This window comes from Pseudoxanthomonas winnipegensis (assembly GCF_030322905.1).
GTDB lineage: Bacteria > Pseudomonadota > Gammaproteobacteria > Xanthomonadales > Xanthomonadaceae > Pseudoxanthomonas_A > Pseudoxanthomonas_A winnipegensis.
Map to the genome: position 1 here is coordinate 3,313,221 of NZ_CP095475.1, position 23,815 is coordinate 3,337,035.

The following is a 23,815-nucleotide window of genomic DNA, read 5'->3' on the forward strand; positions in this document are numbered from 1 at the left end:
CTCCTCAAGCAGGCATCCCACGCATGACGTTTTCCCGCCCCAGTGGTCGCACCGCCGACCAGCTCCGCCCCGTGTCCATCCAGCGCGGTTTCACCCGCCATGCCGAGGGCTCGGTGCTGGTGTCCTTCGGCGACACGCGCGTGCTGTGCACCGCCTCGGTGGACAACAAGGTGCCGGCCTTCCTGCGCGGCAAGGGCGAGGGCTGGGTGACGGCCGAATACGGCATGCTGCCGCGCTCCACGCATACCCGCTCGGACCGCGAGGCCGCGCGCGGCAAGCAGGGCGGGCGCACGCTGGAGATCCAGCGCCTGATCGGCCGTGCGCTGCGCGCCTGCGTGGACCGCGGCGCGCTGGGCGAACGCACCATCACCCTGGACTGCGACGTGCTGCAGGCCGATGGCGGCACGCGCACGGCGGCCATCACCGGCGCCTACGTGGCCCTGGTCGATGCGATCAACGGGTTGAAGGCGCGGCGCGAGATCAAGCGCGACCCGATCTTCGGCGCGATCGCCGCGGTGTCGGTGGGCATCTACAAGGGCGTGCCGGTGCTGGACCTGGACTATGCCGAGGACAGCGACTGCGACACCGACATGAACGTGGTGATGAACGACGGCGGCGGCTTCATCGAGGTGCAGGGCACGGCCGAGGGCCATGCCTTCCGCCGCGAGGAGATGGATGCGCTGCTCGGCCTGGCCCAGGCCGGCATCGCCCAGCTGGTGCAGGCCCAGCGCGACGCGCTCGCCCAGCCGTGACCCGACGCATCGCCCTGACCACGCTGGTGGTGGCCGACTACGACGAGGCGATCGCCTGGTACACCGGCAAGCTGGGCTTCGCCCTGCTCGAAGACCTCGACCAGGGCCACAAGCGCTGGGTGGTGGTCGGCCCGAGCGACCAGCGCGCCGCGGCCCTGCTGCTGGCCCGCGCGAGCGACGAGCAACAGCGCCAGCGCATCGGCGACCAGACCGGCGGGCGCGTGGGCTTCTTCCTGCACACCGACGACTTCTGGCGCGACCACGCCGCCATGACCGCGGCCGGCGTGGAATTCCTGGAACGCCCGCGCGAGGAGGCCTACGCCACCGTCGCGGTGTTCCGCGACCTGTATGGCAATACCTGGGATCTGCTGGAGCCGAAATGATCAAGCGCCTTGTCCTGGCCAGCGGCAATGCCGGCAAGCTGGACGAATTCGCCGCGATGCTGGCGCACCTGCCCTACGAGGTGGTGCCGCAGAAGCGGCTCGGCGTGGAGGACGTGCCCGAGACCGGCCTGACCTTCGTCGAGAACGCCCTGATCAAGGCGCGCCACGCCGCCGCGGTCACCGGGCTACCGGCGCTGGCCGACGACTCGGGCCTGATCGTCGATGCGCTGGGCGGCGCGCCCGGCCTGTACAGCGCGCGCTACGCCGGCCAGCCCACCAGCGACGCAGCCAACAACGCCAAGCTGCTGGAGGCGATGCGCGACGTGCCCGACGACCAGCGTCGCGCGCGCTTCTACGCGGTGATCGTGCTGCTGCGCCATCCCGAGGATCCGCAGCCGCTGATCGCCGAGGGCGCGTGGGAAGGCCAGATCACCCGCGCGCTGCGCGGCAACGGCGGCTTCGGCTACAACCCGCTGTTCCTGGATCCGGACCACGGCCTGACCGCGGCCGAGATGGACACCGCGCTGAAGAACCGGCTGAGCCACCGCGCCCGCGCGCTGGAAGCGCTCGGCCAGCGTTTGACCACGCTGTTCTGATACCGGCGAGCCTGGTCCCATCCGATGCTTCCCGTGGCACCCCCTGCCGATTCCGCCGACGCGCAGCCCGATGACGCGCGGCTGTTCGATCCGCTGCACGCGGCCCAGCCCGCGGATGTGAAGCTGATCCCGCCGCCGCTGTCGCTGTACGTGCATCTGCCCTGGTGCGTGCGCAAGTGCCCGTACTGCGACTTCAACTCGCACCAGGGCAGCGGCGCGCTGCCCTTCGATGCCTACATCGACGCGCTGATCCGCGACCTGGACCAGGACCTGCCGCTGGTCTGGGGCCGCACGATCCACAGCGTGTTCTTCGGCGGCGGCACGCCCAGCCTGTTCCCGGCCGAGCACATCGACCGCTTCCTGCAGGCGGCCAGCGCCCGGCTGCGCTTCGCGCCCGAGTGCGAGGTGACCCTGGAGACCAACCCGGGCACGGCCGAGCACGATCGCTTCGGCGCCTATCGCGCTGCGGGCGTGAACCGGCTGAGCTTCGGCATCCAGAGCTTCGACGATGGTTGCCTGCAGCGGCTGGGCCGCATCCACGACAGCGCCCAGGCCGAGCACGCGGTCAAGCTGGCCCAGGACACCGGTCTGGACAATCTCAACCTGGACCTGATGTACGCCCTGCCCGGCCAGTCGCTGGCGATGGCGCTGCACGATCTGGAGCGCGCCTTCGCCCTGCAGCCGGCGCACGTGTCGCACTACCAGCTCACGCTGGAGCCCAACACGGTGTTCTTCGCCCGGCCGCCGCAGGGCATCCCGGAAGAGGACGACGCCTACGACATGCAGGAGGCCTGCCAGGCGGCGCTGGCCGACGCCGGCTATGCGCACTACGAGGTCAGCGCCTACGCCCGCCCCGGACGGCAGTGCGCGCACAACCTCAACTACTGGCGCTACGGCGACTATCTGGGCATCGGCGCCGGCGCGCACGGCAAGATCAGTTCCGGCGCGGGGCAGCGCATCCTGCGCCGCTGGAAGGTCAAGCATCCGACCACGTATCTGGCCAGCGCCGGCACGCCGGCCGGCATCGGCGACGACGACGAGATCGCCCCGGCGCGGCGCCCGTTCGAATACATGCTCAACCTGCTGCGGCTCAAGGAAGGCTTCGCCCTGCGCGACTTCCAGGTGCGCACCGGGCTGCCGGCCGCGCATCTGGCCACGCCGTTGGCCCAGGCGCAGGCCAACGGCTGGCTGCGGGTCGAGGACGGGCGCGTGGTGCCCACGCCGCTGGGGCTTCGCTTCGCCAACGATGTGATGGCGCTGTTCCTGGAAGGCTAGGCGCACCTGCGCGTCCCCATCGCGCTGTCGCCTGGTGGGAGCACCTGGCTCTCGGATCAAGCCGCGGCCTCCTTGTAGAGCGGAGCTTGCTCCGCTGAGGCCTTCCCCACCAACCGAACGAAGAGCAGCGGAGCAAGCTCCGCTCTACAGGTGGGAGCCGCCATGGCGGCGATGAGGCTCTCCCGGGAAAGCCCTATCGCCGCCATGGCGGCTCCCACGAGGCGCAGAACTCAGCGCCGCGATGACCGGCTGCGGCGTATCCCGCCGGCCAGACCACGACCCCTCGCAGTGCGGCCATTGTCGGCCTTCGATGGCGTTGTGTTACAAAACCGCCGCAAAGCGCATGACCGCACGGGAACCCGATGGTCGCTCCAGGGGCTGCTTCACCGATCTTGACCGCCACCGACACGCTGGCTTCGGCCGCGTTGCCCGTGCGCGTGCGCCGGATCCTGGAGGCCTTGCTGGCCCAGCTGCAGCAGGCGCTGTTCCTGGGCGTGGAATCCAGCCTGGACGCGCTGGAGCAGGAGCTGTTCCTCAGCGCCAACCGCGCCCGCAGCAACGAGACGCAGACCAGCTACCTGTCGCACCTGCAGCACCTGCGCCGCGACCGCGCCAAGGTCCTGCCGGCGCTGCTGGCGCGGCTGGAGGCCGAGCTGGCCGCCCTGCGCAGCCCGCCCCAGCGCCCTCAGGCCGTCGAACAACCGCCCGCGCTGTTGACCCTGGTCGAGGACGCGGTCATCGACCAGAACATCGTCCTGGAGGAGATCGCGCGCCGCCACAGCCATCGCCACCAGCAGGCGCTGCACCTGCTGTCCCAGCGCTTCGGGGTGCTGGCCGGCAGCCCGGCGCTGGACGAGGCGCGCCAGCCGCTGTCGCCGCACTCGCTGTGCCAGGCCCTGCGCGTGGGCGCGGCCACGCTGGAGGTGGACCTGACCTCCCAGCTGCAGCTGTACCGCCTGTTCGAGCAGCACGTGATGTCCGGCTATGGCGAGCTGCTCGAACAGATCGCCCAGACCCTGGGCCGCCAGGGCGTGCTGCCGGGGCTGGTGTTCGCCCCGCAGCGCGCCCGCACGCCGACCGCACGCAGCGCGTCCGACCCCGCACCGGCCCCGCCGGCATCCAGGACCGGCCTGCCGCCGGTGGAGCTGCCCGGCTGGGTCCGCCCCGGTCAGGCCCGGCGTTCGACCGCGCCGGTGGTGAGCTTCGCCTCGCTGCAGCGGCTGCTGTCGGCCAGCCACGCCCGCGCCAGCGCGCCCCCGCCGGCGGCCAAGGACGCCGGCCTGCTGCCGGCCTGGATGAAGCCCGGCGCCTCGCACCCCGCGCCCCCGTCGCCCACCGCCTCGCCGGGCCAGGCTGCGGGCGGCGCCAACGCCACCCCGCCCTCGGTCGGTGCACCGCACACGGGCGGCTTCGGCGCGGCCAGCGAGGCGTCGCTGCCCACCGCGCACGTGCTCAGCACGCTGCAGACCCTGCAGCTGCAGGTCGCGCAGGGCCAGGTGCCGAGCACGCCGCTGGCGCTGGAGGACATCCGCGAGCGCGTCCTGGCCGGCCTGCGCCGCCTGCACGGCCCGCAGGCCGAGCTGGCGCGCGAGGATGCCGACACCTTCGAACTGCTGGACCTGCTGTATCGACAGATCGGCCGCGAGGTCCGCCGCGGCCCGGCCTCGGACCTGCTCGGCCAGCTGCAGGTGCCGGTGGTGCAGGCCGCGCTGAACGACCGCGCCTTCTTCCTGAGCCCGCAGCATCCGGCGCGCGAACTGCTCAATGCCGTGGCCGAGTCCGGCGCCAACTGGCTGGGCGAAGACGACACCGACCCGGTCCTGCTGGCCAAGCTCAAGGCGGCCGTGTCCAAGGTGCTGACCGAATACACCGGCGACGAGGCCGTGTTCGCCCAGGCCCACCGCGACGTGCAGGACCACTTCCAGACGGCCGCGCGCAAGGCCGAGGTGGCCGAACGCCGGCTGGTGGAGGCCGCGCGCGGGCGCGACCGCCTGGAGAACGCCAAGACCGCCGCCGCCGGCAGCATCGACCAGGCCCTGGGCGCGCGGCCAATCCCGCCCTTCGTGCAGGCCCTGCTGTCGCAGGCCTGGGCCGACGTGCTGACCCTGATCCGCCTGCGCCACGGCGATGACTCGGACGAATGGCAGGAAGTCTGCGCGCTGACCACGCGCATCGCCGATGCGGTGACCGGGCAGGACACGCCCGAGCCCGCGCTGCCGACGCAGATCGAGCAGGCCCTGGTCAAGGTCGGCTACCACAGCGACGAGGCCGCGGTGATCGCCCGGCGCCTGGCCAACGCGCCCGAGCCCGAGCTGCCCGGCGAGCCGGCGCTGAAGCTGCAGGCCAAGGTCGCCGCCGCCGCGCAGGTCGCCCCGCGCCGGCCCGCGCCGCTGCCGCGCTCGCCGGCCGAACAGGCCAGCTACGAATCGCTGCGGCGGCTGCCGTTCGGTACTTGGTTCGAATTCGTGCAGAACCAGCAGGGCGACCTGCGCCGGCTGCGCCTGTCCTGGTACAACCCGACCAGCGGCCACGCGCTGTTCGTCAGCGCGCGCGGGCAGAAGGTCGGCGAGCACACGCTGGACAGCGTGGCGCGGCTGATGGCCATCGACCAGGCGCGCCCGGTCAGTGAGGAGCACGGCAGCCTGCTCGACCGGGCCTGGCAGGCCGCCCTGGCCAAGCTGCGCGACCTGGCCGGCATGGAGGCCGCATGAGCATCACCGAAGCGCGCCGCGCCCAGCGCCGCAGCCCCGACGGCGCCATCGCCGTCACCGACACCATGACCGGCCAGCTGGTCGGCCGCGTCGGCAACCTGTCCGAGGCCGGCATGCTGCTGGTGGCCGACACGCCGGTGCGCGAGGACGCGCTGTACCAGCTGCAGTTCTCGCTGCCGGTCGGCTCCACCGGCCGGGAGACCGATATCGACGTCGGCGCGCACCTGCTGTGGACCGGCGCGGCGCACACGCCCGGCCAGTCGCTGGCCGGCCTGCGCTTCCTCACCGTCTCGGCCGAGCACCTGTCCGCGCTGCGCGACTGGATCGAACGCTAGCGCGACCGCACGCCGACGCGCGGCCGTTGGATCGGCAGCGCTACGCCCCTTCATCGTCGTTCCCGCGAAAGCGGGAACCCATGGACTTTGGTTCCGCTCGCGAACGTCCATGGATTCCCGCGAAAGCACGTCATCCCCGCGGACGCGGGGATCCAGAGACTTCCGTCCAGTTCGAGCAACGTCCCTGGATTCCCGCTTTCGCGGGAATGACGGTAGAGAGGTCTTGTTGCTAGTGCGGCACGAGCCTGGAGCCCACCGACTTGCCAAAGGCCGATCCCGCTCTGCGCGATGCACTCAAAGCCCGTCATCCCCGCGAACGCGGGGATCCAGGGACTTCCGTCCAGTTCGAGCAACATCCTTGCGTTCCCGCTTTCGCGGGAACGACGGTTTTGGGCTAGGCGCTTCGACGCCAAGCGCCATCAGGTGCTGCGGACGCACCGCCCCGCGTGCAACACACCGCGACAAGAGCCCCGCACCAGGCGGCGGGTAAACTTCGCGACTCTTCACCGCAACGAGCCGCCGCCATGTCCCTGCCCGATCCCGCCCCGCGCTACGCCGCCCACCTGGACACGCTCAAGGCGCGCGCGGACGAAGCGCTGGCGCGCGGCGGCCTGGACCATCTGGTCATCCCCAGCGGCCGCCTGCACTACCAGCATGCCGACGATCTGAACTACCCCTTCTACGTCAATCCGCAGTTCAAGGCCTGGCTGCCGCTGACGCGCGTGCCCGACAGCTGGATCGTGTACACGCCCGGCCAGCGCCCGCGCCTGATCTTCCTGCAGCCGCGCGATTACTGGCACGTGGTGCCGGCCGCGCCGAGCGGCTGGTGGGTCGCGCACTTCGACATCGACATCATCCGCACCGCCGACCAGGCCGCCGCGCTGCTGCCCAAGGACATCGCGCGCTGCGCGATCCTGGGCGAGGCGCACAGCGCGCTGGGCGCCTACGTGCCCAACAATCCCGAGGCGGTGATCGATTACCTGGCCTACCACCGCGCCTACAAGACGCCGTACGAGATCGCGCTGATGCGCCAGGCGCAGGCGCTGGCCGTGCGCGGGCATCGCGCGGCCGAGGCGGCCTTCCGCGCCGGCGCCAGCGAGTTCGACATCCACATGGCCTATTGCGCCGCGGTCGGCCAGGACGCGACCGAGCTGCCCTACGGCAACATCATCGGCCTCAACGAACACGCCGCCGTGCTGCACTACACCGAACTGGAGCGCGTGGCGCCCACCCAGTCGCGCAGCTTCCTGATCGACGCCGGCGCCAGCGCCGCCGGCTACGCCAGCGACATCACCCGTACCTACGCGGCCGACTCCGGCAGCGAGTTCTACGCCATGATCCAGGCGCTGGACGCGGCCCAGATCCGCATGGGCCAGGCCGTGGCGCCGGGCGTGGACTACAAGCAGCTGCACCTGGACGCGCACCTGGCGCTGATGGGCATCCTCAAGGACTTCGGCGTCATCACCGTCTCGCCCGAGGCGGCGGTTGCCAGCGGGCTGTCGGCGACCTTCTTCCCGCATGGCCTGGGCCACGGGATCGGTTTGCAGGTGCACGATGTGGCCGGCTTCGCGGCCTCCGATCGCGGCGGGCGCATCGAGCGTCCCGAAGGTCACCCTTACCTGCGCCTGACCCGCGTGCTGGAGCCGGGCATGGTGGTGACCATCGAGCCGGGCCTGTACTTCATCGACATGCTGCTGGACGACGCCAGGGCCGCCGGCCACGGCGAGGCGATCGACTGGGACCGCGTGGCGCAGTTCAAGCCCTACGGCGGCATCCGCATCGAGGACGAGGTGCTGTGCACCGAGACCGGCGCCGACAACCTCACCCGCCCGGCATTTGCGGAGCACTGATGTGGGTGGGTGCCGCCACGGCGGCGATGGAGCATTCCCGGTAGAGCCCCTCGCCGCCATGGCGGCTCCCATGTGTAGAGCGGAGCTTGCTCCGCTGCTCTTCGTTCAGTTCATGAGAAAGGCCCCAGCGGAGCAAGCTCCGCTCTACAGATAGGCGGCTGCGAGATTTGAGGAGACAGTGGCTTGCCCGAATCTCAACCGCCGCTGGCCATCACCGCTTCAACCTCATCGGCGCTGCGCGCCAGCGCGGCAATGAGGCTTTACCTGGAGAGCCCCTCGCCGCCGTGGCGGCTCCCACCTGTAGAGCGGAGCTTGTGGCAATCCCCTCTTGGGGACTCCGCTGCTCTTCGTTCGGTTCGTGAGAAAGGCCCCAGCGGAGCAAGCTCCGCTCTACAGATGGGCCGCTGCGGGATTTGAGCCGCTTCAACCTCATCGGCGCTGCGCGCCAGCGCGGCATGAGGCTTTACGTGGAGCGCCCCTCGCCGCCGTGGCGGATTCCACCTGTAACGCGGAGCTTGTGGCAATCCCCTCTTGGGGACTCCGCTGCTCTTCGTTCGGTTCGTGGGAAAGGCCCCAGCGGAGCAAGCTCCGCTCTACAGATGTGCGGCTGCGGGATTTGAGGAGACAGTGGCTTCCCCGCATCTCAACCGCCGCTGGCCATCACCGCTTCGATCTCGTCGGCGCTGCGCGCCAGCGCGGCGGTGAGCACGCGGTGGCCGTCGGCGGTGATGGCCACGTTGTCCTCGGTGCGGATGCCGATGCCGCGCCACTTGGCCTCCACGCTGGTGTCGTCGGGCGAGATGTACAGGCCCGGCTCGATGGTGAACACCATGCCCGGCTCGAGCAGGCGCGACTCGCCCTGCAGGCGGTAGTCGCCCACGTCGTGCACGTCCAGGCCCAGCCAGTGGCCGGTCTTGTGCCGGTAGAAACGCTTGTAGCTGCCCTCGGCGATGCACGTCTCCAGCTTGCCCTTGAGCAGGCCCAGCTGCAGCAGCCCCTCGGTCAGCACTTCCACCGCCGCCTCGTGGCCGGCCTCGTAGGGCACGCCCGGGCGCGCCTGCGCCAGCGCGGCGGCCTGCGCGGCGCCGACCAGGTCGTGCAGCTGGCGCTGCGGTTTGCTGAAGCGCCCATCCACCGGAAAGGTGCGGGTGATGTCGGCGGCGTAGTTGCGGTATTCGGCACCGGCGTCGATCAGCACCAGCTCGCCCGCCCTGGCCTGCGCGTTGTTGGCCACGTAATGCAGGATGCAGGCATTGGCGCCGGCGCCGACGATGCTGCCGTAGGCCGGCCAGGCATCGCTGGCGCGGAACACGCATTCGATCACCGCCTGCAGTTGGTACTCGCGCACGCCGGCATGGGCGCCGCGCATCGCGGCCAGGTGCGCGTCGATGCTGATCTCGGCGGCGCGCTGCATCAGCTTGAGTTCGTCGGCGGACTTGAACAGCCGCTGCTCGTGCAGCAGATGGCCCAGCTCGAGGAACTCGTGCGGCGGCTGCGCGCCGCCGCGCGCCTGGGCGCGCACCTGGTTGACCCAGCCGATCAGCTTGAGGTCGAACTCGGTGTCGCGGCCGAAGTGGTAGTACACCCGCGAGCGGCCTTCCAGCATGCCCGGCAGGATCTCGTCCATGTCCTCGATCGGATAGGCATCGTCCATGCCATAACCGTCCACCGCGCCCTGCTGGCCGATGCGCGGGCCGTCGTAGACCTCGCGCGCCGGGTCGCGGTCGCGGTTGAACAGGATCACCTCGCCGTGGCGGCGGCCGGGGATCAGCACCAGCACCGCCCCGGGCTCGGGATAGCCGGTGAGATACCAGAAGTCCGAATCCTGCCGGTACGGATAGTGCGTATCGTGGCTGCGCACGCGCTCGGGCGCGGCCGGCAGCACCAGGATGGCGTCCTCGCCGGCCATGCGCATCAGGGCCTTGCGCCGGCGCGCGAATTCGGCCGCGCCGATGCCGGTGGCCGCGCGCATCAGTTCAGGCTTTTGCGATGGCGCGGCGCCAGCACGCAGTCGCCGTGCAGCAGCAGCACGGCCACGCGCACGAATTCCTCGATCTCGGCCAGCGCGTCCTCGTCCTCTTCGCCCTCGCCCAGTTCGGGGCTGGCCTGGGCCAGCTTGCCCAGGTCGGCCAGCGCCTCGGCGCCGTCGTCGGACAGCGGCGCATCGCCGACCGCGGCCAGGCCGAAGCCGCCCAGGAACGCCCGGCACCAGTCGAACAGCGCCTGCGCGCGTTCCTCCAGGCCGGCGGCCGGATCGGGCAGCAGCAGGTCGAAGCCGAAGCCGCGGTCCTCCAGCTGGGTGGCGGTGGTGGTGCGCAGCGTGTCCAGCGCGCTGTCGGCCGGCGGCGTCGGCAGCGCCGGGTCGGCCAGCACGCGGGCCGGCCAGTCCTGCGCATTGGCGCCGCCGCCAGCCAGCCAGCCGCACAGCGCGCCGTGGAGTTCGTAAGGGCTGGCGCCGAGGGCCAGCGCGCGCGCGGCCTGGTCGACGTCCTCGGGGGTGGGCAGGCTCATGGGGTCACCTGCGCACGGTCTGACTTGAAAAACGGATGCATCGAACAAGTGTAAATCGAAAGGCCGCAGCGCCGCTTGTTGTGTGACGGCGCTCACGCCTACACTGCCGGGCAGCGCCTGTCCTGGCCGCCGCGGCGGAGCCGTTCCCACGTGATGCCACCGTCCTCCCTGGTCTTCCTGCTTGGCGCTGGCGCCGTTTCGACATCGTTGTCATCGATGTGGATGGCGCTGGCGGCGCTGGTGCTGCTGGGCGTGATCGCGGTCGGCACGCGCGCGCTGTGGCGGCCGTACCTGCCCGGCCGCCGTGCGCACGTATCGACCGCGCCGGAGAGCGAGGATCCGCTCAAGCTGGCGCTGTGGGCCTCGGGCGAGGTGTTCTGGGACTACGACCTGATCGGCCGCCGCCTGCATCGCATGCGCGCCGACGAGCAGTCTCCCGCCAGCCACACCATCGTCATGCTCACCCGCATCGGCGAGATGCCCGCGGTGCATCCGCACGACCTGCCGCTGGTGACCCAGCGCCTGCGCAGCCACCTGCGCGGGCAGGAACCGTTGTTCATGTCCGAACACCGCATGGACCTGCGCGGCGACGGCGACTGGATCTGGGTCCGCGCGCGCGGCCGGGTGGTGGAGCGCGATGTCCATGGCCGCGCCCTGCGCCTGGCCGGCACCGCGCGCGACATCACCGCCAGCCGCCGCGCCGAATACGAGCACCGCGTGGCCAGCGAAGTGATGCGCAGCATGAGCGAGGCGGTGGCCGTGCTCGATGCCGACTACCGCTTCATCACCGTCAACCCGTCCTTCAGCCGCATGACCGGCTACGACGGCGCCGAAGTGGCCGGCCAGCCGCTGTCGCTACTGGACAGCCGGCAGAAGCTGGGCGACAGCGCCTCGCGCATGAGCCAGCAGCTGGCGCGCGAGGGCCGCTGGTCCGGCGAGGCCTGGAAGGTGCGCAAGGACGGCGAGGAGATCCTGTGCCGCATCGAGACCAACGTGGTGCCCGACGGCAGCGGGCAGCGGCCGATGGTGGTGCTGGTGCTGGGCGACATCACCGAGCAGAAGCGCGCCGAGCAGGAGCTGCGCTACCTGGCCAACTACGACACCCTGACCAGTCTGCCCAACCGCTCGCTGCTGTCCGAGCGGCTCTCGCGCGCGGTGGTGCGCGCGCGCCGCGAGAAGGGCCGCGTGGCGGTGCTCTTCATCGACCTGGACCGCTTCAAGGACATCAACGACTCGCTGGGCCACGCCACCGGCGATCGCATCCTGCGCGCGGCCGCCGCGCGCGTGCAGCAGACCGTCGGCGCCCAGCACACCGTGGCCCGGCTCAGCGGCGATGAGTTCACCGTGGTGCTGGAAGGCATCGCCGCGCCGGTCGATGCCGAGCGCGTGGCCGAGCGCATCATCCAGGCCTTCACCCAGCCGCTGTCCTTCGGCGACCGGCTGGAGCTGGCGGTCTCGCCCTCGATCGGCATCAGCCTCTACCCCGAGCACGCCCAGGTGCCGACCGAGCTGCTCAAGCACGCCGACACGGCCATGTACCAGGCCAAGGCCGCCGGCCGCCACACCTGGGCGGTGTATTCGGAGGTGATGGACGAGAAGACCCGCCACCGCGCCATCCTGTCCAGCGCGCTGCGCCGGGCGCTGGAGCGCGACGAGCTGCGCGTGGTCTACCAGCCGCGCCTGTCGCTGCATCGCGAGCGCATTACCGGCACCGAGGCGCTGCTGCGCTGGGAAAGCCGCGAACTGGGCGAGATCTCGCCCAGCCTGTTCATCCCGCTGGCCGAGGAGAGCGGCCTGATCGTGGAGATCGGCATCTGGACCCTGCGCCAGGCCTGCCAGACCCTGCGCGCCTGGCACGAGGCCGGCCTGACCCATCTGAGCGTGGCGGTCAACGTCTCGGCCCTGCAGCTGCAGCGCGGCGACCTGGCCGACGTGGTCGCCCGCGTGCTGGCCGAGGCAGGCGTCAACCCCTCGCGGCTGGAGCTGGAACTGACCGAAAGCGTGCTGATGGCCAACCCCGAGCAGAGCAGCAGCGTGCTGGAGGCCTGCCGCGCGCTGGGCGTGTCGATCGCGATCGACGATTTCGGCACCGGCTATTCCTCGCTGGCCTATCTCAAGCGCCTGCCGCTGACCACGCTGAAGATCGACCAGACCTTCGTGCGCGACCTGGACCAGAACCTCGAGGACGAGGCCATCACCAGCGCCATCATCGCCCTGGCCCAGTCGCTCTCGCTCAAGGTGGTGGCCGAGGGGGTGGAGACCGCAGCGCAGCTGGCCTTCCTGCGCCAGCGCGGCTGCGACGAGGTCCAGGGCCACTACGTCGCCCGGGCGATGGAACGCCTGCAGTGCCTGGAATTCCTGCGCGACTACGCCCCCGATCCGGACCTGCGCGCCAGCGCCTGAACCCAGGCCTGCATCGCGCGCCCGTTTGCAGCTTGACCGGCCGCCGGCCCCGTGCCTAAGGTGCCGGCATGAATCCGCCCGATGCCATCGAACAGCTGCGCGCCCTGGCCTCGCGCCTGCAGGAGTTGGGCGAGCGCTGCCAGCGGCTGACGGAGGAGAACCGCAGCCTGCGCGTGCAGCAGGAGCAGCTGAGCAGCGAGCGCTCGCAGCTGCTGGCCAAGAACGAACTGGCGCGTTCGCGCGTGGAGGCGATGATCACCCGCCTGCGCTCGCTGGAGCAGCACACGTGAGCAGCAGCGAGCCGGTCAACGTCCATATCCTGGATCGCGAATACACCATCGGCGTCGAGCCGGGCGAGCGCGGCAGCCTGATGGCCGCGGCCAAGCTGCTGGACACGCGCATGCGCGAGGTGCGCGGCGCGCACCGCATGGCCTCGGCCGACCGCATCGCCGTGCTGGCCGCGCTGAACCTGGCGCACGAACTGCAGCAGCTGCGCGACCAGCAGGCCGCGCAGGACAGCGAACTCACGCGCACCCTGGCCGACCTGCACCGCCGCCTGGACGGCTGGCTCGAACCGCGCTGACGCGGGTGCCAAGTGGGAGAAGCCATGGCGGCTATCGCAAAAAGTCGTCAGTAGCCCGGTGACGCAGTGATAGTTCCTGCCCTCCGCAGTTCGGCCTGTCGTCCTCGTCATTCCATCCCGCTCTTGTGGGAGCAACTGTCTCCTCAACGCTAGCGGCCGCCCGTCTGTAGAGCGGAGCTTGCTCCGCTGGGGCCTTCCCCACGAACGGAACGAAGAGCAGCGGAGCAAGCTCCGCTCTACAGGTGGGCCATCGCCAGACGCAGTTCTGTCTGTCGTCCTCGTCATTCCCACGCAGGAATGGGAGCCGCTCTCGGGGCGATGAGGCCTTCGCGATCAGCCTTCACCTCTGCATCGCAGCGCGCGCGAAGCCATGCCTCATCCACACATCCGCTGCACCTCCACCACCGCGCACTGAACCGCGCCGACGAACGGCCTAGGCAAACCTCGACGCATCGCTATACTGGCCACGCATCCTCTGCTGTGATCGACAGCGTGCAAAACATTCGCCTTGTCCCTTAATGACGACCGCGGGGCAGCAACGGAAGCCGGGAGCGCAAGTCCGCCTTGTAGCGGGAAGCCCGATGGCCCCCAAGCTGTCCCACTTGAACCCCGGGTTCAAGGTCGTTTCGCCGCATCGCCATTGGCGGAGGATGTCTTCAATCTTCTAGAATGCCGCGCCCTGCACCAGGACGCGGCATTCTTTTTTTCATGAGCGATAGCGACGCCCTGCCCGCCCTGCGCGCGCGCCTGCGCGAACGCCGCCGCGCCTTGCCCGCCGCCACGCGCATCGCCGGCGCCGAGGCCCTGGCCGCGCGGCTGCTGGCGCTGCCGTTCCTGCCCGAGCGCGGCTATGTCGCCGGCTACTGGGCCACCGATGGCGAGATCGGCCTGCACGCATTCCAGCTCAAGCTGCCCGCCGGCCTGATCTACTGCCTGCCGGTACTGCATGGCGAGGAGCTGCGCTTCGCGCCGTGGCGCGCGGGCGATGGCCTGGTGACCAACCGCTTCGGCATTCCCGAACCCGACGTGGCGCCGTCCTCGGCGCTGGAACCCGAACAGATGGCGCTGGTGGTGATGCCGCTGGTGGGCTTCGACGCCAGCGGCCACCGGCTGGGCATGGGCGGGGGCTGGTACGACCGCAGCTTCGCCATGCGCACCGCGAGCGCGCCGCCGCCGTGGCTGGTGGGCGTGGGCTTCGAGACCCAGCGCACGTCCCTGCCGCCGCCGCGCGCCTGGGACGTGCGTCCCGACGCGATCTGCACCGAATCCTCCACGCTGATCCTGGAACCGCGATGACCGCCCGCCGCCGCTACTGGCTGATGAAGTCCGAGCCGGACGACTTCTCCATCGATGACCTTCAGCGCGTGGGCACCGAGCCGTGGACCGGCGTGCGCAACTACCAGGCGCGCAACTTCATGAAGGCCATGCAGGTCGGCGATGGCGTGCTGTTCTACCACTCCAACGCCGAGGTGCCGGGCATCTACGGCGTGGCCGAGGTGGCGACCCCGGCCTATCCTGACCCGAGCCAGTTCGACAGGAAGTCCAAGTACTACGACCCCAAGTCCGATCCGGCGCAGCCGCGCTGGGAGCTGGTGGACGTCAAGTACGTGCGCCATCTCAAGCACGGCGTCAGCCTGGCGCAGATCCGCGAACACGCCGATGCGCTGGGCGAGGACTTCGCCCTGATCCGCAAGGGCACGCGCCTGTCGGTGCTGCCGGTGACGGCGGCGCAGTGGAAGCTGCTGCTGTCCTTGGAGCAGGAGTGAGCGCAGGGAAGTGAGGCATGAGCGAAAGCTCGCCTCCCCCATCGCCTCGGCTCCTGCCTTTGCTCACTCCTCACTCCGCTCCACTCCCCATCTGCCCTCATGACCGAAGCCAAGCGCCTGGCCGCCGAAAAAGCCATGGATTACCTCGAAGACGGCATGATCGTCGGTGTCGGCACCGGCTCGACCGTGGCCTACTTCATCGACGCGCTCGGCCGCGACCCGTCGCGCATCAAGGGCGCGGTGTCCAGCTCCGAGCAGAGCACCGCGCGGCTGAAGGCGCACGGCATCGAGGTGCTGGACCTCAACCACACCGGCACGCTGTCGCTGTACGTGGACGGCGCCGACGAGTGCGACCCGCACAAGTGCCTGATCAAGGGCGGCGGCGCGGCGCTGACGCGCGAGAAGATCATCGCCCAGGCCAGCGCGCGCTTCGTGTGCATCGTCGACCCGTCCAAGCAGGTGCCGGTGCTGGGCCGCTTCCCGCTGCCGGTGGAAGTGATCCCGATGGCGCGCAGCCTGGTGGCGCGCGAGATCCTGGCCTTGACCGGCGGCCAGCCGGTCTGGCGCGACGGCGTGGTCACCGACAACGGCAATGTGGTGCTGGACGTGCACAACCTGTCGATCACCGACCCTGTGGCGATGGAGACTGCGCTCAACCAGATCCCGGGCGTGGTCAGCGTCGGCCTGTTCGCGCGCCGCCGCGCCGATGTGGTCATCGTCGGCGGCGAACCGCCGCAGGTGCTGTAAAGCCAGGCCGATCCCCTGTGTAGAGCGGAGCTTGCTCCGCTGGCGCTTTCCCGACGAACCGGACGAAGCGCAGCGGAGCGAGCTCCGCTCTACAAGGGGGCGCGGATTGATCGGAAGCGCCAGTGGCTCCCCCAGGCTGCGTCAGACGCGCTTGCGGCGGCCGCGGCGCTTGGCGGCGTGGCGCTGGCCCAGCACGCGCACCAGTTCCTGCACCAGCGCCTTCTCCTCCGGCTCCAGCAGCGCCAGGCCCTCGACCAGGGTGCGCTCCTCCGGGCTGTCCACGTGCCAGGCCGCACGCGGCTCCTGCACGCGCAGCTTGCCGCCCTTGCCGCCGAAGGCCAGCTCGGCGGCCTCCATGTTCAGCGCCTCGGCCAGGCCCTCGATCTGCTCCAGCCGGGGCATGTGCTTGCCGTTGCGCCAGTTGGAGACGGTCTGGGTGGTCACCGCTATGCCGTGACGGCCGAACAGCTTGAGCAGCTCGCCGTCGCTGAGCCCCGAACGACCCGAGGTCTCCAGGGCCTTGTTGAAACGGCTGGCGAAGCCCTGCCGTCTGCGCGCGATATCCATGCCACGACGGTAGCGAGGCCGGAGTCTGCAACTTGCGCATCTGACTTTCAAATAAAGTAAAGTTAAGCTTTAGACAAGCCAGACTCCCCGCCCGGCACGGGCCTGCGCTGCACCCAGGCCCCGATGCGCGCGGAACCGCACCGACAGGATGTCGCATGCACCACAGCTCGCCCTACGCCGCCGTCGAAGCCTCCTATCGCTGGATCGACTACCGCCTGGCCTATGCGCAGGTGCTGGAACGGCACGGCGATCCGCCGGCCTGCCTGCTGGAGCTGTTCGTGTTCCGCGTCTGGCTGGCGCAGTTCGCGCTGCTGCGGGTGCTGGACGGCGCGCCGCCCGCGCGCCAGGCCACGCCGCGGCCGCCGTGGTGGCTGCTGTCCAAGCAGGCCGAGGCCACCGGGGTCACCCGGGACGCGGCGCATGCGGGGCTGGCCGCGCTGCTGGAGCAGCGCTTCGGCCAGTACGACGCCGCTGCGCGCGCCGGGACGCCGGACGATCCGCTCGGCCTGGAGGCCGCGGCCGCCGCGCTGGCCGGCCAGCTGTTCGGCCAGCCCGATCCGTCCCTCGTCGATGCGCTGGCGCGCCGTGCGCGCGGCCAGTACGCCGGCATCGCCCAGGCCTACGACGCGGAGCGACCGGACGCGCGGTGACGGCCGCCGGCCGCGGCGCACTTGACCTGCCCCGGGCCTTGCACGAAGGTGCGCGCTCCCGAACGCGCCACGGCTGTCCGCATGTCTCTTCGCCTCGTCCTGCTCACTGCGCTCCTGCTGATCTGCACCACCGGCTGCGCGCGCACGCCCTGGGTGGAGCTGGCCGGACAGCGCTACCAGGTCGAGATCGCCGATCAGGAAGGCGAGCGCCAGCGCGGGCTGATGTTCCGCGACGAGCTGCCCGCCGACCACGGCATGCTGTTCATCCACGAAGACGAGCAGCCGCTGTCGTACTGGATGAAGAACACCCACATCCCGCTGGACATCCTCTATTTCGACCACGACCTCAAGCTGGTCGGCCAGCAGCGCGACGTGCCGCCGTGCAGCGCCGGCAACGCCTGCCCGTCCTACCCCAGCAAGGCCCCGGCGCTGTACGTGCTGGAGCTCAACGCGGGCCAGGCCGCCAAGCTCGGCGTCAAGGACGGCGATACGCTGAAAGTGGACCCAAAGGTCGAGCTGAAAGCCCAGCCCAACTAGGCGACAACCAGGGCTGTCATCGGTTCCCGGGTAGGTCGCGTTGGCGCTGCAAGGCCGTCAGGTTTGCGTCGCGCGGCGCAGGCTTGACTGGCCGTCAGGCCAAGCCGCGCGGCGCGAAGATGGCGGCCTTGCAGCGCCAACCCGAAGGGCCGCCCTTACGCGGCGCGACCTGCACGGGAACTGATGGCAGGCCCTAGCGCGGACGGGCTTGATAAGCCGCGCGAATGCCTGCAGTCTGTGGGCATGGGGGATCGACTGACACTGCCGGAATGGGGTTCGTTGGCCAGCCAGGCCGACGATGCGCTGCCGCTGCTGGGCACCGCGCTGCTGATCGCGCGCGATGAATACCCGCAGCTGGACGCCGACCTCTACGACACCCTGGTGCAGAGCCACGCCGAGCATCTGCGCCGGGAGATCGACCTGATCGCGTCCTGGCCGCTGAAGATGGCGGCGATCAACCGGCACCTGTTCGAGGAGCTGGGCTACGCCGGCGACCACGACGAGTACTACGACCCGCGCAACAGCTACCTCAACGAGGTATTCGAGCGGCGCCTGGGCAATCCGATCTCGCTGGCGGTGGTGCAGATCGAGGTGGCGCGCCGGCTGGGCGTGCCGCTGGACGGGGTGTCCTTCCCCGGGCACTTCCTGGTGCGCCTGCCGGTGGACGACGGCATCCTGGTGATGGACCCGTTCAACGGCGGCCGGCCGCTGGGCGCCGACGAGCTGCGCGAGCGTGCCAAGCCGCATCTGGGCGGCGATGTACCCGACGACAACGCGCTGCTGCAGATCCTGGACCCGGCCTCGCACCGGGCGATCCTGGTGCGCGTGCTGCGCAACCTGCACGGGGTCTACGCCGAGCGCGACGAATGGGACCGCGCCGCGCGCAGCGCCGACCGCGTGCTCAAGCTGGTGCCCGACCAGCCCGACGCCCTGCGCGATCGCGGCCTGGCCTATCTCAGGCTCGACTACGCCCGCGGCGCGCAGGCCGACCTGTCGCGCTATCTGCAGGTGGCGCCGAAGGCGCAGGACGCCGATGCGATCCGCGAACGGCTGATCGAGCTCAATGCCGGGCGTTCGCGGACGCATTGAGGCTTGAGGCTGCGGGTTCGAGGCAAGCCGGATCTGGCCTCGCCCCGAGCGCCGGCAGCCATGGGATGGCGCTGCCGGAGTCGCGGTCTCCCCCGCTCACGCCGCGCCCCCCTTGTAGAGCGGAGCTTGCTCCGCTGCGCTTGGCCGGATCATTGGCAAGCCACCCCGTAGAGCGGAGCTTGCTCCGCTGCGCTTGGTCGGATCATTGGCAAAGCCACGCCGTAGAGCGGAGCTCGCTCCGCTGCGCTTCGTTGGGTTCTTGGGTAAGGCCTCAGCGGAGCAAGCTCCGCTCTACAGGGCGGCCGCCGACGGCGGCTGATGTCTTCTGGCGCGGTTAGTGCGGGCGCAGGTCCGGGGCGACCATCGCCATCGTGCGGGCCAGGGCGCCGCGGCCGCGTTCGACCAGCAGGCGGCCGGCCTGGGCCATCTGCGCGCGCCGTGGTGCGTCGGCCAGCAGGGCCTCGAGCAGCGTGCCCACCTCCTCGGCATTGCGGCCGATCTCCAGCGCGCCGGCCTCCTGCAGGCGGCGCGAGATCTCCACGAAGTTGTGCAGATGCGGGCCGGTGACCATCGCGGTGCCGACCGCGGCCGGCTCGAGCAGGTTGTGGCCGCCGATGGCCTGCAGGCTGCCGCCGACGAAGGCCACCTGCGCGCAGGCGTAGAAGCCCATCAGCTCGCCCAGTGTGTCGAGCACGAACACCGCATCGCCCGCGCGCGGCCAGCCGGCGAGGCTGCGCCGGCCGACCCGCCAGCCGGCGGCCTGGGCCAGCTCGGCCACGCGCCCGAAGCGCTCGGGATGGCGTGGCGCCCACAGCAGCAGCAGGTCGGGGAAGCGCGCCAGCAGCCGGCGGTGGATGGCCACCACCTGGGCTTCTTCGTCAGGATGGGTGCTGGCGGCGATCCACACCGGCCGCGCGCCGACCTCGCGGCCGAACTGCGCCACCAGCGCGTCCAGCCCCTGCGGCACGGCGATGTCGAACTTCAGGTTGCCGGTGTCGACGATGGCCTCGGGCGAGGCGCCCAGGCGCACGAAGCGCTTGCCGTCGGCGACGGACTGGGCGCCGATGCGGTGCACGCTGGCCACCACGCGGCGGATCAGCGGCGCCAGCACGCGGTAGCCGCGCAGCGAGCGCGCCGACAGCCGCGCGTTGAGGATGTAGCTGCGGATGCCGCGGTCGCGGCAGCCCAGCAGCAGGTTGGGCCACAGTTCGGTTTCCATCACCAGGGCCACGTCGGGCTGGAAGTGCGCCAGAAAGCGGCCGACCGCGCCGGGCAGGTCGTAGGGCGCGTAGACGTGCAGCACCGCATCGCCCCACAGCGCGCGCACGCGGTCCGAGCCGGTCGGGGTGATGGTGGTGATCAGCAGCTTCAGGTGCGGATGGTCGCGGCGCAGCGCATCGACCACCGGCGCGGCGGCGTTGACCTCGCCCACCGAGACCGCGTGCACCCACACGTCCACGTCGTGCGGCGCCCCGCTCCAGGCGGCATAGCGTTCGCCCCAGCGCTGGAAATAGCCCGGCACGCGGAACCCGCGCCAGATCAGGTGGTAGACCGTGGCCGGCGTCAGCACGTAGAGCACGGCCGAATACAGGGCACGCAACCATGTTTCGGTCAGGTCACGACGCATCGGGCGCAAGGATACGAGAAAGGACGCGGCACGGGGATCCAGCGCCGCCCGGCCTACAATGGCGGCCATGACCGACCGTTCCGCGCAGGCCGCGCCGCGCCAGGCCACGCCCTTCGATCCCGGCCCGGCGCCGCTGGCGCCGTCCACCTGGCCCACGTGGCTGGGGATCGGCCTGGCCGCGCTGGCCGCGCGCCTGCCCTGGGGCCTGCAGCGCAGGCTGGGCAAGCCGCTGGGGCGGCTGCTCAAAGTCGTCCTGGGCGCGCGCCGCAAGGTCGCCGCGCGCAACCTGGCGCTGTGCTTCCCCGAACTGGACGCGGCCGCGCGCGCGCGGCTGCTGGACGAGGTGTTCACCGCGCTGGGCGTGGGCCTGTTCGAGTTCGCGCGCGCCTGGTGGGGCGATGTGGCGCCGATGCGCCGCGGCCTGCGCGTGGAAGGCCTGGAGCATCTGCAGGCCGCGCAGGCTGGCGGGCGCGGGGTGATCGTGATCTCCGGCCACTTCACCACGCTGGAGCTCTCCGCGCGGCTGATGTGCGACTACGCGCCGCTGGCCGGCATGTACCGTCCGCACGCCACCGGGGCGATGGAATGGGCGGTCAAGCACGGCCGGCTGCGCTATGCCACGGCGATGTTCGGCCGCGAGGAGCTGCGCCCGGCGCTCAAGCACCTCAAGCAGGGCGGGCTGTTGTGGTTCGCGCCGGACCAGGACACGCGCCGGGGCGAGAGCGTGTTCGTGCCGTTCTTCGGCCGGCCGGCCTACAGCCTGACTTCGACCCATCAGCTGGCGCGGCTGTCGGGCGCGGCGGTGATCGCCTTCGCCCACGAGCGCCGGCCCGATGGCGGCTATACGCTGCGGCTGTCGCCGGCGTTCGAGGACTTCCCGTCCAAGGACGCCACCGCCGACACGGCGCGGGTGATGGCGGCGATCGAGGCGATGATCCGCGTGGTGCCGGCGCAGTACCTGTGGATCCATCGGCGCTTCAAGCGCCAGCCTGAGGGGCGCGGCGCGCTGTATCGGTGAGGCGGGAGTGAGTGGAGAGGCGTGAGACATGAGCGAAAGCAGCTCCTGCTCACGCCTCACGCCTCTGCGCTCACTCCTCGCTCCAAGGCATCACCAGGCGCGTACGTCCGGGGCCGATGCGGCGTTCGAGCGTGGCCGGTGCGGCACCGCCGCCCAACTGGCGCCAGGTCAGGTCGAAGGCCTGGCCATGGTTGTCCAGCTCCAGCACGGCGCGGTGCGCTTCGCGGCGCCAGGCCAGGTCGACCGTGCCGCCATCGGCGCCCGCGCGCACGCCCTGCACGCGCAGCCAGTCCCATCCGGCCGGCGGCTGCGGCGCGAAGGCGAGCCGCCGCCGCGCGCCGTCTACTTCCAGGCCCAGTAGCCCGCCGATGGCGGCCGACAGGAAGGAGGCCGAGGACCAGGTCTGCTCGGGCACGGACTCGCGCTGCGGCACGAAGGCCGCGCCCGACTGCACCTCGTGCATGTGCCCGGGCGCGTCCTGCGCCGCCCAGGGCACCAGCCGCTGCCACAGGTCCGCCGCCTGCGCGCCGCGGCCGGCGCGCCACATCGCCTCGGCCGCGCCCGCGCTGCCCAGGCCCCAGACGCTGCCGCGCGAATAGGCTTGCGGCTCGTAATCCGGCGCGCTCGCCGGCTTGCTGCGCAGGCCCCAGTCGGTGAGCACGTCCGGCGTGGCCAGCTGCGCGAAGATGGCCGCGGCCTCCTGGGGAGTGGCAGCGCCGCTGCCGATGGCCGCCAGGTCCGCGCCGCTGAAGCGCTCGCCCGGACGCCCGTCGCGGTGGAAGCCGCTGATCCACTGCCCCGCCGGGTCGCGGTAGCGCGCGCGGATGGCGGCGCGGGCGCGCACGGCGTCGGCGCGCGCCTGCGCGGCCAGGGCCGCCTCGCCCTGCGTATCGGCCATCGCCGCCATCGCCTGTGCCGCGTCCACCCAGGCCGCCGACAGGGTCAGCTCGTCGGTCAGCGCGTCCTGCTCGTTGCCGCTCATCTTGCCCGCCGGCACGCGCGGCAGGCCGTCGCCGGCATCGACCAGCCCCCGGCAGTAGCGCCAGGCCGCCAGCAGCTGCGGCCAGTGCGCGCGCAGGAAGGCGTCATCGCCGCTGGCGCGCGTGTACTCGGCGGTGACGCTCAGGAAGTCGAAGGCGATGTCCACGTGCGCGTACATGTGCGGGTAGTCGCGCACCCACTGCAGGAAGCCCGCGCTCTGCGACAGCTCGTGCCACAGCATGCCGTTGTCCGGATGCTGGTAGCGCAGCTCGAACGCCAGCTGCGCCGCCGCGCGCTCGAACTGCCCGCTGGCGATCAGGGCGCGCGTGGTCACCAGCCCGTCGCCGCCGAAGTACCAGGCGTACTGCGGCCGCCGCGCGCCGTGCGAGGGCCCGTAGCCGGCGACCAGGCCGCAGCCCAGCCGCGGGTTGCACGACCAGGCCTGTTCCAGCGCCACCTGCGCCCAGCGCAGCGCGCGGTCGGCCTGGGCATCGGGCGTGGCGATGCGCAGGCGCGTGGCCTGCGCGTAGCGCGCGGCATCCGCCGCGGCCGGCGCCTCGGGCGCCTCGAGCAGCGCGGCCGCCGTGTCGTGCACGTCTTCGTCGCGCTCGCTCTGCGCGGCGAGGGCCAGCGTGGCGCAGCGGGCGCGACCGCAGGCGGTCGGCAGCAGGTCCAGGAACAGCGGCTGGCCGAAGGCGCTGCCGCGGCGGTCGTTGTTGGGCACGCTGTGCGCGCCGGCCTGCGGCGAGGCCACCAGGGCGCGGAAGGCGCCGCTGGGCTCCTGCAGGAGCAGCCCCTTGGCGGCATCGTCCCAGCCGAATTCCTGGCCGCCGATGCCCGCCGGCCACATCAGGTTGAGCGAGGGCACCAGGTGCACGCGGATGCGTAGCCCGGGCGGCGCCTGCTCCACCCGCAGCCGCACGCGCACGCCGGGCAGCGTGTCGCGCGCCTCGATCCGCTCGGACACGCGCAGCCCCGGCGCCGCGTAGACGCGGGTCAGGCCGAAGGGATCGACCGTGGCCGCGGCCGGCGCATCGGCGGCCTCCCAGCGCGTGCCATCGCCGCGCAGGAATTCCAGCCGATAGCCCGATGCGATCTGCACCGGGAAGCTCCACACCTCCAGCCCATCGCTGCCGTAGCCGCCGGCGAAGCCGCGCAGGCCGTGCGCGGCCAGGTAGCGCTCCTGCACAGGCGCCGTGACGGTCCAGGACGGCACGCCTGCGTCGTCGCGCGGCGCCGCGGCGTCTGCCTGCGTCGCCGCCCTGCTCCCCTCCGCCAGCAGGCAGACCGTCGCGGCCATGCTCAACACAACCGCGGACACGCTGCGCAGCGCCATGCTCGACCCCCGGGAGCGACGCGCGATTGTGGCCCGCCCGCCAGGTGGGCGCCCGCCGCGCCGCATCATTGGGCAGGAGCGAGCTAAGAGGGCGAGGA

The 23,815-nt window shown here is 71.3% G+C and carries 22 protein-coding genes and 1 other RNA gene; 18 read left to right on the forward strand and 5 right to left on the reverse strand.

All coding sequences use genetic code 11. The features are described 5' to 3' along the window. The first annotated feature begins 23 nt into the window (after window positions 1–23). From rph to pepQ, 7 genes are all read left to right on the forward strand, one after another. Window positions 24–752 carry a ribonuclease PH gene (gene rph, locus MWN52_RS14580; RefSeq protein WP_130517090.1) on the forward strand — a complete coding sequence of 243 codons (729 nt, stop codon included), beginning with the start codon at window positions 24–26 and terminating at the stop codon, window positions 750–752. Further along, window positions 749–1,135, forward strand: coding sequence for a VOC family protein (locus tag MWN52_RS14585; protein WP_286575201.1), 387 nt, complete (start codon window positions 749–751; stop codon window positions 1,133–1,135). The genes rph and MWN52_RS14585 overlap by 4 nt, the downstream gene beginning before the upstream one ends. Further along, window positions 1,135–1,731, forward strand: coding sequence for an RdgB/HAM1 family non-canonical purine NTP pyrophosphatase (rdgB, locus tag MWN52_RS14590; protein WP_286577754.1), 597 nt, complete (start codon window positions 1,135–1,137; stop codon window positions 1,729–1,731). Before MWN52_RS14585 ends, rdgB begins: the two co-directional genes overlap by 1 nt. Window positions 1,732–1,848: 117 nt before the next feature. Next, window positions 1,849–3,006: a radical SAM family heme chaperone HemW gene (gene hemW / locus MWN52_RS14595; protein ID WP_286577755.1), complete on the forward strand. Its 1,158-nt coding sequence runs from the start codon at window positions 1,849–1,851 to the stop codon at window positions 3,004–3,006. A gap of 392 nt (window positions 3,007–3,398) precedes the next feature. Beyond that, window positions 3,399–5,717 carry a DUF1631 domain-containing protein gene (locus tag MWN52_RS14600; RefSeq protein ID WP_286575202.1) on the forward strand — a complete coding sequence of 773 codons (2,319 nt, stop codon included), beginning with the start codon at window positions 3,399–3,401 and terminating at the stop codon, window positions 5,715–5,717. Continuing rightward, window positions 5,714–6,052 (forward strand): PilZ domain-containing protein, encoded by a 339-nt coding sequence (locus tag MWN52_RS14605; protein ID WP_130517082.1) that lies wholly within the window; start codon window positions 5,714–5,716, stop codon window positions 6,050–6,052. The genes MWN52_RS14600 and MWN52_RS14605 overlap by 4 nt, the downstream gene beginning before the upstream one ends. A 524-nt stretch (window positions 6,053–6,576) precedes the next feature. Continuing rightward, on the forward strand, window positions 6,577–7,902 hold the full coding sequence (pepQ, locus tag MWN52_RS14610) for a Xaa-Pro dipeptidase (RefSeq protein WP_286575203.1): 1,326 nt from the start codon (window positions 6,577–6,579) through the stop codon (window positions 7,900–7,902). Between the two features lie 643 nt (window positions 7,903–8,545). On the opposite strand, the gene MWN52_RS14615 is transcribed toward pepQ, so the two are convergent. Next, window positions 8,546–9,874 carry an aminopeptidase P N-terminal domain-containing protein gene (locus MWN52_RS14615; protein WP_286575204.1) on the reverse strand — a complete coding sequence of 443 codons (1,329 nt, stop codon included), beginning with the start codon at window positions 9,872–9,874 and terminating at the stop codon, window positions 8,546–8,548. Beyond that, window positions 9,874–10,413: a UPF0149 family protein gene (locus MWN52_RS14620; RefSeq protein ID WP_130517074.1), complete on the reverse strand. Its 540-nt coding sequence runs from the start codon at window positions 10,411–10,413 to the stop codon at window positions 9,874–9,876. Before MWN52_RS14620 ends, MWN52_RS14615 begins: the two co-directional genes overlap by 1 nt. A 216-nt stretch (window positions 10,414–10,629) precedes the next feature. Between MWN52_RS14620 and MWN52_RS14625 the strand changes: the two genes are divergently transcribed. From MWN52_RS14625 to rpiA, 7 genes are all read left to right on the forward strand, one after another. Next, entirely contained in the window at window positions 10,630–12,816 is a 2,187-nt protein-coding gene (locus MWN52_RS14625) for a putative bifunctional diguanylate cyclase/phosphodiesterase (protein ID WP_286575205.1), read from the forward strand. A 68-nt stretch (window positions 12,817–12,884) separates the two neighbouring features. Beyond that, window positions 12,885–13,106, forward strand: coding sequence for a TIGR02449 family protein (locus MWN52_RS14630; RefSeq protein WP_130517071.1), 222 nt, complete (start codon window positions 12,885–12,887; stop codon window positions 13,104–13,106). Then, on the forward strand, window positions 13,103–13,399 hold the full coding sequence (locus tag MWN52_RS14635; RefSeq protein WP_130517069.1) for a cell division protein ZapA: 297 nt from the start codon (window positions 13,103–13,105) through the stop codon (window positions 13,397–13,399). Before MWN52_RS14630 ends, MWN52_RS14635 begins: the two co-directional genes overlap by 4 nt. Before the next feature lie 469 nt (window positions 13,400–13,868). Next, a non-coding RNA gene (gene ssrS, locus MWN52_RS14640) (6S RNA) lies at window positions 13,869–14,053 on the forward strand. A 54-nt stretch (window positions 14,054–14,107) separates the two neighbouring features. Further along, a complete protein-coding gene (locus MWN52_RS14645) occupies window positions 14,108–14,695 on the forward strand; it encodes a 5-formyltetrahydrofolate cyclo-ligase (RefSeq protein ID WP_286575206.1) in 588 nt (195 codons plus the stop codon). Further along, window positions 14,692–15,165, forward strand: coding sequence for an EVE domain-containing protein (locus MWN52_RS14650; RefSeq protein ID WP_286575207.1), 474 nt, complete (start codon window positions 14,692–14,694; stop codon window positions 15,163–15,165). The genes MWN52_RS14645 and MWN52_RS14650 overlap by 4 nt, the downstream gene beginning before the upstream one ends. A gap of 99 nt (window positions 15,166–15,264) precedes the next feature. After that, window positions 15,265–15,912, forward strand: coding sequence for a ribose-5-phosphate isomerase RpiA (rpiA, locus tag MWN52_RS14655; RefSeq protein WP_130517063.1), 648 nt, complete (start codon window positions 15,265–15,267; stop codon window positions 15,910–15,912). Between the two features lie 141 nt (window positions 15,913–16,053). Here the strand turns inward: rpiA and MWN52_RS14660 are convergent, their stop codons facing one another. Continuing rightward, entirely contained in the window at window positions 16,054–16,479 is a 426-nt protein-coding gene (locus MWN52_RS14660; protein WP_286575209.1) for a helix-turn-helix domain-containing protein, read from the reverse strand. Window positions 16,480–16,634: 155 nt separating this feature from the next. On the opposite strand from MWN52_RS14660, the gene MWN52_RS14665 reads away from it, so the two are divergent. From MWN52_RS14665 to MWN52_RS14675, 3 genes are all read left to right on the forward strand, one after another. Further along, window positions 16,635–17,129: a hypothetical protein gene (locus tag MWN52_RS14665; protein WP_286575210.1), complete on the forward strand. Its 495-nt coding sequence runs from the start codon at window positions 16,635–16,637 to the stop codon at window positions 17,127–17,129. A gap of 81 nt (window positions 17,130–17,210) precedes the next feature. Next, entirely contained in the window at window positions 17,211–17,666 is a 456-nt protein-coding gene (locus tag MWN52_RS14670) for a DUF192 domain-containing protein (protein WP_286575211.1), read from the forward strand. 243 nt (window positions 17,667–17,909) lie between these two features. After that, window positions 17,910–18,755 (forward strand): SirB1 family protein, encoded by an 846-nt coding sequence (locus MWN52_RS14675; protein WP_130535687.1) that lies wholly within the window; start codon window positions 17,910–17,912, stop codon window positions 18,753–18,755. A 334-nt stretch (window positions 18,756–19,089) separates the two neighbouring features. Here MWN52_RS14675 and waaA read toward each other — a convergent pair whose 3' ends face one another. After that, on the reverse strand, window positions 19,090–20,382 hold the full coding sequence (waaA, locus tag MWN52_RS14680) for a lipid IV(A) 3-deoxy-D-manno-octulosonic acid transferase (RefSeq protein WP_286577756.1): 1,293 nt from the start codon (window positions 20,380–20,382) through the stop codon (window positions 19,090–19,092). A 67-nt stretch (window positions 20,383–20,449) separates the two neighbouring features. Here waaA and lpxL point away from each other — a divergent pair, with 67 nt between their 5' ends. Next, the gene (gene lpxL, locus MWN52_RS14685; protein WP_286575212.1) at window positions 20,450–21,400 is read left to right on the forward strand and encodes an LpxL/LpxP family Kdo(2)-lipid IV(A) lauroyl/palmitoleoyl acyltransferase; all 951 of its coding nucleotides are present in this window, start codon (window positions 20,450–20,452) and stop codon (window positions 21,398–21,400) included. A 70-nt stretch (window positions 21,401–21,470) separates the two neighbouring features. Here lpxL and MWN52_RS14690 read toward each other — a convergent pair whose 3' ends face one another. After that, entirely contained in the window at window positions 21,471–23,597 is a 2,127-nt protein-coding gene (locus MWN52_RS14690) for an MGH1-like glycoside hydrolase domain-containing protein (RefSeq protein WP_286575214.1), read from the reverse strand. Window positions 23,598–23,815: the final 218 nt, after the last annotated feature.